Genomic DNA, 14,673 nt, shown 5'->3' with positions numbered 1-14,673 from the left:
CCCCCATGGCGATGCCCCCCAGGATCGTTCCCCATAGCAACGCCCCCCTTCGGGTGGCCATCGCCGGCCTGGGAACGGTCGGCGCGGGCACCGTCCGGCTGTTACAGGACCACGCCGACCTGATCACCGCGCGCTGCGGCCGGCCTGTCGAGATCACGGCCGTGTGCGCGCGCGACCGGACCCGGGATCGCGGCTGCGACCTGTCGGGCATCGCCTGGTTCGATGATCCCGTGGCCATGGCCCGCGAGGGCGGGGCCGACGTGGTGGTGGAAGTGATCGGCGGCACCAGTGGCGCCGCCCGGGACACGGTCGAGGCGGCGCTGGCCAGCGGGTGCTCGGTGGTCACGGCTAACAAGGCGCTGCTGGCGGTGCACGGGCTGGATCTCGCGCGCGCGGCCGAGCAGGCCGGCGCCCATCTGGCCTACGAGGCGGCCGTGGCCGGCGGCATCCCGATCATCAAGGCCCTGCGCGAGGGGCTGGCGGGCAACCGCGTGCGGCGCATCTACGGCATCCTCAACGGCACCTGCAACTACATCCTGACCACCATGCAGGAGACGGGACGCGGCTTCGACGACGTGCTGGGCGAGGCGCAACGCCTCGGGTACGCCGAGGCCGACCCCAGCTTCGACGTGGATGGCGTGGACGCCGCGCACAAGCTGGCCATCCTGACCAGCCTCGCCTTCGGCCGACCGGTGGATTTCCCGGCCGTGTCCATCGAGGGCATCCGCCGCGTCGATGCCATGGACATCGCCTTCGCCGATGCCCTGGGCTACCGCATCAAGCTGCTCGGCGTGGCCGAGGACACCGAGCACGGGGTGTTGCAGCGGGTGCACCCCTGCCTGGTGCCGAAGGGAGGCTCGATCGCCTCCGTCGACGGTGTCTACAACGCCGTGGTGATGGAAGGGGACCATGCCGGCCGCTCCATGCTGGAGGGGCGCGGCGCCGGGGCGGGGCCGACCGCCTCGGCGGTGGTGGCCGACATCATGGACCTGACGTGCGGCCGGACGGCGCCGGCCTTCGGTGTGTCGGTGGACGACCTGAGGCAAGGTCCGTCGGCGCCGATCGAGACGCATGTGGGCGCCTACTATGTCCGGTTGATGGTGGTGGATCGGCCGGGGGTCTTCGCCGACATCGCCACGGCGTTGCGTGACGCGCAGGTCTCCATGGAGTCCATCCTGCAGCGGGGCCACGATCCGGGCGAGACGGTGCCGGTCGTCATGACGCTGCACAAGACGGTGGAAGCCGCCGCCATCCGCGCGCTGACCCATATCAGCCGCATTGAGGCGGTCGTCGAGCCGCCCTGCCTGATCCGCATTGAGGACGTATAACCTCTGCGCGCTGTGCATGCATCGGTCCGCCGCGTTGTGTTACACTCTCGAAACCGTTCGTCCCGTGGTGTGAGTCCAGGCGGGATTTATAGTACCAGCGGAGGATGAGTGTGACTCATCCTCCGCTGGGCGCCTTGCAGGCGCCCGAATGGTCAAGATCCTGGCACCGCAAGGCGGTGCCAGGGCGGCACCGGCCCGCTCCCCCACCCGGCCACCCCAAGTATACTGCCGTGGGTGGCCGGGTGGGGGAGCGGGCCGGCCACGGACTGCAACGGTCATTCTCAATGACCGTTGGTATAAGGGACAGTCTTGCGTGCCTTTCCTCGACCCGCCGAGAGTCCAATGATCGCCGATGCCTCGCTTCATGTTCTCAACCGCAATCTAGTTTTGGAAATGGCCCGGGTGACCGAGGCGGCCGCCCTGGCCGCCGCCCGCCACCTGGGACGCGGCGATGATCGCGCCGCCTTCCGCGCCGCCAGTCACGCCATGTGGGTGACGCTGAATGGGGTGGACATCACCGGCCGGGTGATCATCGGGGATGATCACCCCGTGGAATCCGGCGAGAACGAGTCCACGGCCGGCGTCAGCGAGGGAACCACGGTGGGCACCAGCGGAGGCCCGGCGGTGGAGGTCGCGGCGCAACCCCTGGAAGGCGCGACCATCTGCGCCACGGGCGCCCCCAACTCGCTGGCGTTGCTGGTCATCGCCGAGCCGGGGGGCATCACCCCGGCGCCCCCCGGCACCTACATGGAAAAGATCGTGGTCGGTCCGGGCGTGCCCGATGGCGTGCTCAGCCTCGACCAGCCGCCCGGCGACAACGTGCGCGCGCTCGCCAGGGTCAAGGGCCTGGAGCCGGCCGACCTGGTGGTGTGCGTCCTCGATCGTCCCCGCAACGAGGCCGTGGTCGCCGCCGTCCGCAAGGCGGGCGCCCGCGTGCAACTGATCCAGGACGGCGACGTCTCGGGCAGCCTGGCCACCGCCGATCCCTTCAGTGGGGTGGACATGCTGATGGGCAGTGGTGGCGCGCGCGAGGGCATCCTGTCGGCCGCCGCCATGCTGTCCCTGGGGGGATGGATGCAGGGCCGACCGCTGGTGCGCGACGCCGCCGACCGCAAGGCGTTGCGGGCCGCCGGCCTGACCGACGTGGACCGCACCATGGACCTGGCCGACATGGTGCACGGCGAGGTCATGTTCGCCGCCACCGGCGTGACCGATGGCGGCGTGTTGCGGGGGGTTCGCTTCCACAGTGGAACCGGCATCACCCACTCTCTGGTGGCACGCACCACCTCGGGCACCGTGCGCCGGATCGAGGCCCATCACGACCTGGGCCGCAAGGGGCCGGAGATCCGGTCGTCGTGACCGGCGGCGCGCCGCCCGCGACCGTCGCGGCCACCCGGGAGACCGAGTCCGGGGCGCCGGAGCCGTGGCGACGCCGCTCCGTGCTGGGGCGGCGCTGGCGCGCCCGTCCGGTCGACGAGCGGCTCGCGGAGGCCCTGTCGCAGCGGCTTGGCCTGCCCGAGGTGGTGGGACGTCTGCTGGCCGGCCGGGGAGTCGACCTGGATGATGCCCCGACGTTCCTCGACCCCAGCATGCGCGCGCAACTGCCCGACCCGTCGTCCTTTCGCGACATGGACGCGGCGGTGGCCCGCCTGGGCCGCGCGGTGCGGGACGGCGAGACGATTGCCGTGTTCGGCGACTACGATGTGGACGGCGCGACGTCCAGCGCGGTGTTGCGGCGGTTCCTGGAGGCCGTTGGCGCCCGGGTCCTGGTTCATATTCCCGACCGACTGACGGAGGGCTATGGTCCCAACGGGCCGGCCCTGAGGTCCCTGCGCGACAAGGGCGCGGGCGTGGCGGTGACCGTGGACTGCGGCATCACCGCCTTCACCGCCCTGACCGAGGCACGCGCCGCCGGCCTGGACGTGATCGTGATTGATCATCATAGCCCGGGGGACCGCCTGCCCGAGGCGATCGCGGTGGTCAATCCCAAGCGGCACGACGAGACCACGCCTCATACGGATCTGGCCGCCGTGGGTGTGGCCTTCCTGCTGGTGGTCGGGCTCAACCGGCATCTGCGCGAGGCCGGCTGGTATGCCGGGGACGCCGGGCGGACCGCGCCGGACCTGATGGCCTTGCTGGATCTGGTGGCCCTGGGCACGGTGTGCGACGTGGTGCCACTGGTGGGGCTGAACCGCGCCTATGTGGTCCAGGGGCTGCGGGTGATGGCCCGGCGCGGCAACGCCGGCCTGGCCGCCCTGGCCGACGTGGCCGGCGTGACGGAGGCGCCCACGGCCTACCACCTCGGCTACGTCCTGGGACCGCGCGTCAACGCCGGCGGCCGGGTGGGCGAGGCGCCCATGGGCATGCGGTTGCTGTCCACGGCCGATCCGACGGAGGCTCGGCGGCTGGCCGAGGCCCTGGACGGATTCAATCGCGATCGCAAGGAGATCGAGGCCCAGGTGCTGCTGGAGGCCATCGAGCAGGTGGAGGGTCGCCCGGCCGCCCACGACGGCCCGCTGGTGATGGCGGCGGGGGAGGGGTGGCACCCCGGCGTGATCGGCATCGTCGCCAGCCGCCTCAGGGAGCGGTTCGGGCTGCCCGCCTGCGTGGTGGCCATCGAGGGCAACCATGCCAAGGGCTCCGGCCGCTCGGTTCCGGGGCTGGACCTGGGACGCGCCGTCATCGCCGCGCGCGAAGCCGGGGTGCTGACCCTGGGAGGCGGGCACCCCATGGCCGCCGGATTCAGCCTGGACCCGGATCGACTCGATGCCCTCCACGCCGCCCTGGCGACTCACCTGGCCGATCAGATGGGGCCGGACGGCGCGCTGCTGGACGCGCCGATGGACCTGGACGGCGTGCTGACGGTGGAGGGCGCCAACGCCGACCTGCTGGCGCGCCTGGATCAGGTGGCCCCCTTCGGTCCGGGCAACCCCGAACCGGTGTTCGCCATCACCGACGCGCGCATCGTCCATGCCGACGTGGTGGGCATGGGGCATGTGCGCTGCGCCCTGGAGGGCCGGGCCGGTGGCCGACTCAAGGCGATTGCCTTCAAGGCCGCCGACGAGGACCTTGGTCAGGCGTTGCTGTGCGGCCGTGGCACCGTGGTCCACATGGCGGGCACGCTGCGGCTCGACCGCTGGCAGGGCCGGGTGCAACCGCAACTCGTCGTCAGCGACATGATGGCGGCGATGGAGCGCCCGACGGCCCGGACCATCGCCGTTTCCGCCGACATCCAAACCGCGTGAGAATCGCCGACCGTGACTATCGGTCGGGGCAGGGATGCAGTATCGTGAACCCGCCCGGCCCCGGATCGACCCCGCGTCGCTCGGAGAGCCCGGGCTCTCGACGAGGAGGCCAGCGCGCGCCATGGCACGCACACCGGCATCGCCACCCCGACCACCGCCACCGGCCGCCAACCGCAACCGATCCGGCGAAGCGGCCAAGAAGGGGGGTGCGCGGGACAAGGCCGGACAGGACAAGCGGGCGAGCCACAAGGGCGGACAGGAGAGGGCCGGACAGGCCCACGTCATTCAGACCATCAATGAAACCCTGCGGGGGCCGGTGCTGGAGATCTACCGGTCGCTGTTGCCGCCGCTGCGCACCATGGACTACGAGGGGATCCTGGCCACCCCGACGCTGGTGGACGGCTGTCTGAGGCTGTTCGAGAAACGGCGCGACCTGTTCGCCGCCCTGCTGGTCACGGAGACCGGCGCGCCGGTGACCGATGACGATACGCCGCTGCGCTGCGGCCGGTCGGTCACCGATATCCGGACCCTGGTGGTCCGCACGGCGGCGAAGAAGTACTTCCGGGCTCACGGGGACCGCATCCACAACGCCGATGAGACCAAGGCCCGCGCGGGCGGTACGGTGAGTGCCTCGCTCGTGGCGCGTCTGTTCGACCTGGTGGCCCGCTTGTGGCCGAGCCGGGACGGACGCAAGCCGGCCTCGGATCCGGCGCGGAAGCCCACCGACAAGGGTGGCGCGGACCGGCTGTACGAGGCCATGGCGCCCTACCTGCGCCATCCGTGGCAGGTCCCGCTGATACCCTACTATGTGGCCTTGCCGCGTACGCTGGTCGCCGAGATGGGCGAGGGGCTGTTGAGCCTCCGTCGACCCGATGACCTGGAATCCCTGCTGCGCATCGGGCGCGCCGACTTCAACGAGGCCCAGGCCATCTGCGGCGATCTGTCGCGCGAGATGCTGGACACCAATCCCCGCGCGGCCCAGGGCGTGACCCGCGCCGGCGGCAAGGAGTACGAACGCCTGCGGAGCGGCCTGCACGCGCACATGGGGCCGCGGTTCTGGACGGTGTTCGCCGAGCTCGATGTGCTGGACAGTCTTCGCACCAAGAGCACCGCCGACATCGTCGAGATGGCCACCCACCTGGATCGGATCGGATCCAACAGCGTGGACTCCCTGGTCAAGTTCTTGCAGCGGCCCCAGATCGCACCGTTCCTGCGTGTCGCCGACGCGGTGCTGGGTCGCGAGGTGTTCGATACCGTGTTTGGCGTTCCGGGAAACCCGAAGCTGGCGCGCGCGTTCGCCCAGAAGGCCGCGCAACTGCGCGTGGATCGCGACGATCCGGAAGACTTCGACCGCAAGCTGACCTTTGTTTTCCAGGCCTATCGGACGGCGCCGGACGAGTTCGCCAAGGCCCTGTAGTCAGGGCGGTAGCGGACACGTGTGGTCGCCGTAGCTGATGAGTGTGACTCATCCGCCCCCGGGCGCCTTGCAGGCGCCCGGATGTTTCAGATCTTGGCACCGCAAAGCGGTGCCAGGGCGACCCCGGCCCGCTCCCCCTGCGGGTCGGTGTCCGGGGGGGGCGGTCGCCAACCAGACCGGCGGCGTCCTCGACGAGTTCCCGCGACTCGTGTCGCGCTGCCGGGCCGCGCCGCGCCCGCATGGCCGGCTTGACCCCCGGGATGGACGGACGCCGGGTGCCCCCTCGGTCCGGATCCCTCGTGGATCCGTTCGGAACCGTGTCGGGCGTGCCGTGTTCAGTCCAGCTTGACCTCGCCATGACGAAAGGGAATCCAGTCCATGTATTCGGTTCGGAACTGAAGCCCATACGGAGATTTCAGGAAGACCTTGGCTAGGGGTGAGCCTCCCTCGCTTTTGGTGCGGTCCAAGTCAACCAAGTCGGATTGGGCGAACAACGGATCCCAGTACTCGTCCGGTTGCAGGTCCTTTCCGGCCTCTTCCTTCAGCTTCACCGCCTCGTCGATGAGGCCCCAGGCTTCCTCGACCTGCTCGTAACTCATGGCGATCCTCCACGTGTACCCTCACCGTATGGCCATCCGGAGCCCCACGTCCGAGCGCGGCGCGACGCATGCCACCTCATCTTTAGAGTTTCCTGCAGTCCTGGTAAAGATGCGGCGGGGGGGCCCGTCGGCCTCCAACCCCGGTTCCGCTTCCCATGAGGTGCATGGTGTCACAGACGCCGGACATGTATAATGAAATCAATGTATTGTTTGGGACCCTCGCGAAGGCGCTGGATGTCCCGGAGGACACCCTCGCCCGTCTTCTGGAGGACGGCGCGATTACCCTGGAGACGGGGCGCGACGATCGGGGCGCCCCGTTTGTCCTGGCCGCCCATGGCACGGGCGAGGCCCGGCGGGCGGCCCGCGTCTACAAGGACCGCATCCTGCACCTGGGCGAACCGCCCGAAGGATCGGTCCCCGGATCGGTCCCGTCGAACCCGTGACTGATGCCCCTCGACCCTTCTGAGTGGCTCCCGCCGTCCGAACGGGGCCGCTGACACGCGAACGGGATACCCCATGGCCGCACCCAAGCCCACGGTTGAACGCTACGAGAACGGAGACATCATCTTCCGTGAGGGCGAGTCCAGCGACACGCTCTATCTCGTGGCGTCGGGCGAGGTCGCCTTGTTCAAGGAGGGGAACGCCGGACTCGTGCACCTGGCCACCATCGGCCGGGGAGACCTGGTCGGCGACCTTCCCGCCGTGGACCAGGACCCGCGCGGGGTCATGGCCGTGGCCCGGGGTGAGGTGACCTTGCATGTCTTCCCGCGCAAGGCCGGCCTGCGGCGCCTGGGCGAGGATCCCGATCTAACCTTGCGTCTGCTGGTTCGTCTGTCCCGCCGGCTGGCCAGCGCCCATGACCGCATCGTCAGCCTGGAGCCGCACGCCGACGTTCCGGCCGCCGACCTCCAGGCGGAGGCGGGGGGCGGGGAGGGGGCCGGAACCGCCCTGGTGCCCGCCGGCGGCGAGGCCATGGCGCGATACGCGACGTCGTCCCCGTCGGGACGGAGCGGCGGCGCCTCGCGGAGCCTGTTCCGCCGCGTGTTCAACGTCCTGCGCGGCGCCAGCGACCCGCCCCGGGCGGCGGACGACGCGCTTGCCGCCGTGGCGCGTGGGCGTCAACAGGTCCTGGTGGTGGCCGGGTTCTCCGGGGCCGGCGCCGACGAGCAACGGAGCCGCGTGGTCGCGGGCCTGGAAGCGCTGCCGGGCGTGCGGTTGATCAAGCTGGACCGCTCCGTGCCTTACTCCGGCGACCTGGATTCCTACACCGCCGTGGCAGGCGCGGTGGTCGCCGGGCGCCAGATGCTGCTGGAGGCACGCGGCGATCTGATGATCTGGGGGGGACCCGACCCCAGCGGCCGGTTGCTGGAGCTGCGTTTCCTGAATCCCTGGAGTAGCAAGGAACCGGAGCGCGTGGGCATGATGTCGCCCCAGAACGCACTGTTCCTGCCCCTGGACTTCGAGGAGAAGTGGTCGGTTCTGCTGCGGGCGGTGGCCCAGGCGGCGCTGGAACCGCGCACCGAGCAGCAGGGCCACGCCATGCTGGAGGTCCTGCCCGGCCTGGCCGAGGAGGCGGGCGGCCTGCTGTCGGACCTGCCCTACGGCCTGAGCGGCCTGGAGACCGCGCAGATCGTGGCCTGCTATGGCAATGTCCTGGCGGTGGTGGGCGCCTGGGCCAATGAACTCGCCTGGCTGGAACATGCCGCCGCCGCCCACGAGGAGGCCATCCGCCACCTGCCGCGTGATGCGGAGGCCGAGTGGGGCGTGTTCCACCGATCGCTGGGCCTGGTGCAACAGGCCATGGCGGATCGGGCCAGCACCGCCGTCGGGCCGCGTCAGGCCATGGACTCCTTCAAGGCGGCGCTGGAGTCGTTCCACCGCGACCTCTACCCGCATGAGTGGGCCAGCCTGAAGAACCGCATCGGCGTGCTGGCCTACAAGGTCCACATGGCCGAGGGTGATCCGGCCGCCGTGCGGGAGTCCATCGCCGCCTTCCAGGCCGCGCTCCAGGTGTTCGGGCGGGCCGAGGCGCCGGACCGGTGGGGCGAGATCATGAACGACCTGGCCCAGGTCCTTCAGGTTTACGGGGGTCAGGAACGCAACGCCGAGGTGCTGCGGCGGGCGGCCGAGGCCGCCACGGCGGCGCTGGACGTGCGGCCGCGCGATCAGGTTCCGCTTCTGTGGGCGGCGACCCAGAACAACCTGGGATCGGCCCTGTTCCTGCTGTTCCGTGTCGACCGCGACGTGGGCGCCCTGCACCAGGCGCGGGAAGCCTTCCACCAGGCGGCAAGCACCTATGAACTCAATGGCGCCAAGCGGCAAGCCGACGTGGTCACGCGCAACCTCAGTCGGGTCGAGAACCTGATCGACCGGCAGTCGTCCACCCGCCCGACGGCGGACCCCACCTGGGCCGGTCGCCGCCCCGGCGTCGACCCGGCCGGATCCGGTGACGCGGGGGGCGATATTCCGGAAGCCCTACCGATGGAAGAGAACCTGCGCTGATGGACCAGGACCATCGATCCGCCGGGCCGGAATCGGGGATGCGGATGGATTCGGTCGACGGGTCCTTCCCGACCCGGAAAGACTCCGGGTTGCCAACATGGGGGCTCGGACACTCGGCGCGGCGCCCCCCTCCACCTTCAGCGGGGACAATGCCTCATGCCGGTCATTGATCCGTGTTTTCAATCAACGTGTTGGGCGCCGGGATGCGGCGCGCCGACCGCCTTTGTCGCCACCGACGGCGGCGGATTGCCTGGGGTGTGGGCGGAAAATTTCGAACCGTCATGCGAAGAACAATTGGCGACTCTGCGATTTTCGGGTATGCCTTCCGCGTTAGGTTCCAATTTTGCAAGGCTCTCCCTACGCTATGCAGTCTCGGTCCACAGCCACCGTCAAGTGGTTCAATGCTACCAAGGGTTTCGGATTCGTTGCCCTTTCGGATGGTACTCCAGACGCGTTCCTCCACATTTCCGTGCTGCAGCGCGCGGGATACAGGGACGTTCCCGAGGGCGCGACCCTCATCTGCGATCTGTCGATGGGTCAGAAGGGACCGCAGGTGTCCTTCATCCATGAGATCGACGCGTCCGCCGTGGAGGTCAGCCACGACGGCGGCGGGTATGACAGTGGCGACCCGGATGGTGAAACCATTGACGGCGTGGTGAAGTTCTTCAGCGTCGACAAGGGGTTCGGGTTCGTGACCCCGGACGGCGGCGGCAAGGACGTGTATGTGGGCAGCCGCGCGCTGGAAAGCTCGGGCCTGTCCGTGCTCGATCCCGGGCAGCGGGTGCGCATGCTCTGTCGCATGGGCAAGAAGGGTCCGATGGCCGGCAAGGTCGAACTGATCTGAGCCGAACCACGCGCATCCCCTTTGTCATGTCGTCTCCTGGCCGCCTGGAACCGGACAGGGGGCGGCATGGCGTTTGGGCTACTCTCTTAAGGCGACTGGCCCGCCAGCGTCGCCGCAAGGGGTGTGACGCGTCTCGCTCGTCGTTCCGTTTCCCGACCTGCCCGGCTCCATGACCGTCTCCGGCCGAGCGACCGGCGGATCCGCGTGTCTGCACCCGGTCCGGGCTATCCTGCCCATGCGCGGCCAAAGTCAGCGCGTGCCCGGCAAGAACCGGCGCCCGCTTGGGGGGCGTCCGCTCTTCCACCATATTCTCGGGACCCTGACCGCCGTGCCGGACATCGGCACCGTGGTGGTCAACAGCGACGACCCGGGTCTGCTCGACGACGTCCAGGCGGCCTTTCCCGGGATCGTTCCCCAGAACCGCCCCGTGGCCCTGTCGGCGCCGGACACCCCCATGAACGCCGTGCTGATGGATGCGGTGGCCCGGCTACCGGACGCCGATGGCCTGATCCTGCAGACCCACGCCACCAGTCCGTTCCTGTCGGCCGGGACCATCACGGCGGGGATCGCCGCCCTGCGGGCCGCCTGGCCGGGTTACGACAGCCTGATGGCCGTCACGCGCCGCCAGATCCGGCTGTGGGATGATCGCGGGCGGCCGCTGAACCACGATCCCGATCGCCTTCTGCCGACTCAGGATCTGGCGCCGGTGTTCGAGGAGAACTCCTGCCTCTATCTGTTCACCGCCGAGACCCTGCGGACCCGCGCGAACCGCATCGGCGCCCGGCCGCTCCTGTGGGCCACGCCGACACTGGACTCACTGGACATCGACGACGAGGACGACTTCGTCCTGGCCGAGGCGCTGTGCGGCCACAAGAGGCGGGCGGGACCTGGATTGGCGGAATGATCCTGGTTCCCGACCCCGGGCTGTGCGACGCTGGTCGCGCCCGCTTCATTCCCGCCGCGCCATGTGGTCCCCCATCATGACTCTGACTCCTCCGCCTTCCTGTGGCTTGCCGCATCTGGTCAGCTGGGTCTTCGACCTGGACAACACTCTCTATCCCGCGTCGACCGATGTGTTCCGACAGATCGACAAGCGCATGAAACGCTTCATTGCCCGGTTTCTCGACGTGTCCGAGGAAGAAGCCTTCGTCGTCCAGAAACACTACTACCACCTCTACGGTACCTCCATGCGCGGCCTGATGATCGAGCATGGCATGGATCCGCATGACTTCATGGATGCCGTGCACGACATCGACCACTCCGTCATCCCATCGCTGCCCGACCTCGACCGGGCCCTGGCGGGGCTGGACGGTCGCAAGGTGGTGTTCACCAATGGCTCGCTGCGCCATGCCGAGATGGTGCTGGAGCGGGTCGGCATCGCCCACCACTTCGAGGCCATCTTCGACATCGAGGCCGGCGCGTTCATCCCCAAGCCCTCGCCGGAGACCTATCGGGCGATGCTGGACCGGTTCGGCCTGCGGCCCCAGGATTCGGCCATGTTCGAGGACAGCCTGAAGAACCTTGTCCCGGCCGCCGCCATGGGCATGACCACGGTCCTGGTGCGTGACCGGTGGCACTGGGCGTTCGACGCCGATGCCGACACCAGCCATTGCCACCATATCACCGAGGACCTGGTGCAATGGCTGGGCGACCTGGTGGCGGCGCGAACCGCCGCCCGGCCGGTCTCCAGGAGCGCCGGTTGACTTGCCCCATCCGCCGGCTATGGTCGGGCGCGCCGGCATCGCGGGACGGATGCTTCCGGATGCCGCCGGCTCGTGACAGGACAGGAACCACGCCGCATGACCCCTGAGGCCCTTGAACCGATCATCGAAGACGCCTGGGATGCCCGCGACACCCTCGGCGCGACCACCACCGGCCCGGTCCGCGACGCCGTGACCACGGTTCTGGATGCCCTGGACAGCGGTGTCTACCGGGTGGCCGAGAAGGTCGGCGGCGCCTGGCGGGTCAATCAATGGCTGAAGAAGGCGGTGTTGCTGAGCTTCCGCCTCAACGACATGGCGACCATCGGCGGCGGTGTCGGCCACGCCCCGTGGTGGGACAAGGTGCCGTCCAAGTTCGCCGGCTGGGACGAGACCCGCTTTCGCGCCGCCGGGTTCCGCGCCGTGCCCCCCTGTGCCGTGCGTCATTCCGCCTACATCGCCCCGGGCGTCGTGCTGATGCCTTCGTTCGTCAACCTGGGCGCCTATGTGGACAGCGGCACGATGATCGACACGTGGTCCACCGTGGGCTCCTGCGCCCAGGTGGGCAAGAACGTGCATATCTCCGGCGGGGTCGGCCTGGGTGGCGTGCTGGAGCCGTTGCAGGCGGGGCCGGTCATCATCGAGGACAACTGCTTCATCGGCGCCCGCGCCGAGGTGGCCGAGGGCGTGATCGTCGAGGAAGGCGCGGTGCTGTCCATGGGGGTGTACATCGGCGCCTCCACCAAGATCATCGACCGGGCCACCGGCGAGATCTTCATGGGCCGCGTGCCGGCTTACGCCGTGGTGGTGCCGGGCACGCTGCCCGGCAAGCCGTTGCCCGATGGTTCGCCCGGTCCGGGCCTGTCCTGCGCCGTGATCGTCAAGCGCGTGGACGAACGCACGCGCGCCAAGGTCTCGATCAACGACCTGCTGCGTGACTGACTCCGGCCACCACGACACGCCGCCGCCGCGTCTGGAGTGGACGCCCACGGCGCTCACCGACCCGCTGCCGCTGGCACGGGCCCTGATTCAGCGCGCCAGCGTCACGCCCACCGACAACGGCGCCCTGGACGTGCTGCAAGCCGCCCTGGAGGCCCTGGGGTTTCGCTGTCGCCGGATGCCGTTCTCGGCGCCGGGTACCGATCCGGTGGACAATCTTTATGCGCGCCTGGACCTGGATGCGGCCGGCGCCGGTCCGGTGCTGTGTTTCGCCGGCCATACCGACGTGGTGCCGGTGGGCACCGGCTGGACCCGTGATCCGTTCGCCGCCGAGGTGATCGACGGCGTGCTCTATGGTCGCGGGGCCGTCGACATGAAGGGGGCGATCGCCGCCTTCGTCGCCGCCATCGCCCGGGTGCGGCGGGAGACCCGGGATCGGGCGCTCCAGGGCGGCATCGCGCTGCTTATCACGGGCGACGAGGAGGGGCCGGCCGTCAATGGCACGACGCGGATGGTGGACACCCTGGCCGCCGAGGGGGAGCGCCTGGACCACTGCATCGTTGGCGAGCCTTCCAACCCGCAGGCGTTGGGCGATATGATCAAGGTGGGGCGGCGCGGCAGCCTCAACGCCACCCTGACGGTCATCGGGCGCCAGGGTCATGCGGCCTATCCCCATCTGGCGGACAACCCCATTCCCCGTCTGATGGCCATGCTGGATGCGCTGTGCGCCGCGCCCCTGGACGACGGCAGTGACCACTTCGATCCCTCCACCCTGACCCTGACCAGCGTGGATGTGGGCAATCCGGCCACCAATGTGATTCCCGGGCGGGCGGTGGCGCGCTTCAACATCCGCTTCAACGACCGGCACGACGGCGCCGGCCTGGCCGCCCATCTCCGCTCGGTGTGCGAGGGGGTGCAGGCCGGCCAGCCGGGCCGCTTCGATCTGGACGTCCAGGTGTCGGGCGAGAGCTTCCTGACGCCGCCCGGGATGCTCTCCGATCTGCTGGTGGAGGCCGTGGAGGCGGTCACCGGACGTCGGCCGGCCCTGTCCACATCGGGCGGCACGTCGGATGCCCGGTTCATCAAGGCGATCGCCCCGGTGATCGAGTTCGGCCTGGTGAACCGCACGATTCACCAAGCCGACGAGTGCACGGCTTGTGCGGATTTGGAAGGATTGACAGAGATTTACCGCCATTTCCTGATACGTTACACAAACGGAGTGGACGGGTAAGTCACCCACCCGGAGTGGCCCGGAACGCGCGTCCGCGTTTCGGACCTCGCCTCAGAGCACGGATACGACCATGCCGCTCCTCAGTCCCGCGGACATTGCCGGCGCGCTGCACGGGGTGGCTCGCGTGCTGCGGTTTGACTGGACGGGCCTGGACTACTTCGAGACCTCCGCGTCGGGACTCCTCAAGTCGTTCTGGGGTCCGGTCGTCTTGCTGCCCCTGTTCCTGGTGACCGTGGCGGTCAGCCTGATGGCCGGTGCCATCCTGGACCCGGCGCCGCACCCGGTTCGGTTCGTCGCCATCCAGCTGATCGCCTACGTGATCGACTGGGTGGCCTTTCCGCTGGTCATCCTGACGCTGGGCGATTTCCTCGGCTTCGGCGGCCGCGCGTTCCATTTCCTGGTGCCGTTCAACTGGTTCCAGATTGTGGCCGGGCTGGCCATCATGACGCTGGACCTGGGCGCGCGCCTGGGCATCGTGCCCACCGGCCTGGTCCTGATGATCATCGCCATGACGCTGATCTATACCGCCGTCCTGGCGCGCCATGGCCTGCGGGTGCCCTGGTGGTCCGTGGTCGGGGTCACCGTCCTGCAACTGACCATCAGCGTGTTCAACCACGTCTTCGCCTACAGTCTGCTGACCTCCTGAACCTAGTGCACTGATCCAGACAAAAGATGCAGTTCGCAGTCTATTGTCTGGATCAGTGCACTAATAACAATATTTTGTGCAGCGACGCTTGCATTCAAGGGGGAATCCCTTGAATGCGTCGCTGCACTAGGGCCTGTTGACAATTAGGGGATTCCGAGCCGGGCGGAAACGTGATTCAAGATTCCTTTTGCAGGGGGTCTTGGATGGATCACGAGCGTTTCA

The 14,673-nt window shown here is 69.1% G+C and carries 13 protein-coding genes and 1 pseudogene; 13 read left to right on the top strand and 1 reads right to left on the bottom strand.

Annotated features, from left to right (window positions below):
* Positions 1-5 precede the first annotated feature (5 nt).
* The 4 genes from GGD89_RS16325 (at position 6) to GGD89_RS16310 (ending at position 5,990) form a co-directional block, all read left to right on the top strand.
* A complete protein-coding gene (locus GGD89_RS16325; RefSeq protein WP_246423176.1) occupies positions 6-1,328 on the top strand; it encodes a homoserine dehydrogenase in 1,323 nt (440 codons plus the stop codon).
* Positions 1,329-1,670: 342 nt separating this feature from the next.
* Positions 1,671-2,687, top strand: coding sequence for a fructose-bisphosphatase class II family protein (locus GGD89_RS16320; protein ID WP_184047397.1), 1,017 nt, complete (start codon positions 1,671-1,673; stop codon positions 2,685-2,687).
* Entirely contained in the window at positions 2,684-4,573 is a 1,890-nt protein-coding gene (recJ, locus tag GGD89_RS16315; RefSeq protein WP_184047393.1) for a single-stranded-DNA-specific exonuclease RecJ, read from the top strand. The genes GGD89_RS16320 and recJ overlap by 4 nt, the downstream gene beginning before the upstream one ends.
* 121 nt (positions 4,574-4,694) lie before the next feature.
* Positions 4,695-5,990 (top strand): hypothetical protein, encoded by a 1,296-nt coding sequence (locus GGD89_RS16310; RefSeq protein WP_184047390.1) that lies wholly within the window; start codon positions 4,695-4,697, stop codon positions 5,988-5,990.
* Between the two features lie 335 nt (positions 5,991-6,325).
* On the opposite strand, the gene GGD89_RS16305 is transcribed toward GGD89_RS16310, so the two are convergent.
* Entirely contained in the window at positions 6,326-6,589 is a 264-nt protein-coding gene (locus GGD89_RS16305; RefSeq protein ID WP_184047387.1) for a hypothetical protein, read from the bottom strand.
* A gap of 164 nt (positions 6,590-6,753) precedes the next feature.
* On the opposite strand from GGD89_RS16305, the gene GGD89_RS16300 reads away from it, so the two are divergent.
* The 9 genes and pseudogenes from GGD89_RS16300 to GGD89_RS16265 all read left to right on the top strand — a co-directional run bounded on the left by GGD89_RS16300 (position 6,754) and on the right by GGD89_RS16265 (position 14,451).
* The gene (locus GGD89_RS16300; protein ID WP_221238522.1) at positions 6,754-7,032 is read left to right on the top strand and encodes a hypothetical protein; all 279 of its coding nucleotides are present in this window, start codon (positions 6,754-6,756) and stop codon (positions 7,030-7,032) included.
* Positions 7,033-7,105: 73 nt separating this feature from the next.
* Positions 7,106-9,091, top strand: a complete 1,986-nt coding sequence (locus GGD89_RS16295; protein WP_184047384.1) for a cyclic nucleotide-binding domain-containing protein — start codon at positions 7,106-7,108, stop codon at positions 9,089-9,091.
* A 364-nt stretch (positions 9,092-9,455) separates the two neighbouring features.
* Positions 9,456-9,632: pseudogene (locus tag GGD89_RS20580) on the top strand (cold-shock protein); the annotation flags it as partial.
* Between the two features lie 12 nt (positions 9,633-9,644).
* Positions 9,645-9,935: a cold-shock protein gene (locus GGD89_RS20575; protein WP_343058633.1), complete on the top strand. Its 291-nt coding sequence runs from the start codon at positions 9,645-9,647 to the stop codon at positions 9,933-9,935.
* Between the two features lie 235 nt (positions 9,936-10,170).
* A complete protein-coding gene (locus GGD89_RS16285; RefSeq protein ID WP_184047378.1) occupies positions 10,171-10,839 on the top strand; it encodes a cytidylyltransferase domain-containing protein in 669 nt (222 codons plus the stop codon).
* A 76-nt stretch (positions 10,840-10,915) separates the two neighbouring features.
* A complete protein-coding gene (locus GGD89_RS16280) occupies positions 10,916-11,638 on the top strand; it encodes a pyrimidine 5'-nucleotidase (protein WP_246423175.1) in 723 nt (240 codons plus the stop codon).
* A 96-nt stretch (positions 11,639-11,734) separates the two neighbouring features.
* Positions 11,735-12,577, top strand: a complete 843-nt coding sequence (gene dapD, locus GGD89_RS16275) for a 2,3,4,5-tetrahydropyridine-2,6-dicarboxylate N-succinyltransferase (protein ID WP_184047372.1) — start codon at positions 11,735-11,737, stop codon at positions 12,575-12,577.
* A 31-nt stretch (positions 12,578-12,608) separates the two neighbouring features.
* Positions 12,609-13,805 carry a succinyl-diaminopimelate desuccinylase gene (gene dapE, locus GGD89_RS16270; protein WP_184047494.1) on the top strand — a complete coding sequence of 399 codons (1,197 nt, stop codon included), beginning with the start codon at positions 12,609-12,611 and terminating at the stop codon, positions 13,803-13,805.
* Positions 13,806-13,875: 70 nt separating this feature from the next.
* Positions 13,876-14,451 (top strand): hypothetical protein, encoded by a 576-nt coding sequence (locus GGD89_RS16265; protein WP_184047369.1) that lies wholly within the window; start codon positions 13,876-13,878, stop codon positions 14,449-14,451.
* Positions 14,452-14,673 lie beyond the last annotated feature (222 nt).

This window comes from Roseospira visakhapatnamensis (assembly GCF_014197915.1).
Lineage (GTDB): Bacteria > Pseudomonadota > Alphaproteobacteria > Rhodospirillales > Rhodospirillaceae > Rhodospira > Rhodospira visakhapatnamensis.
The sequence above is the reverse complement of the archived record's forward strand: the minus strand, read 5'-3'. Positions and strand labels throughout refer to the sequence as shown.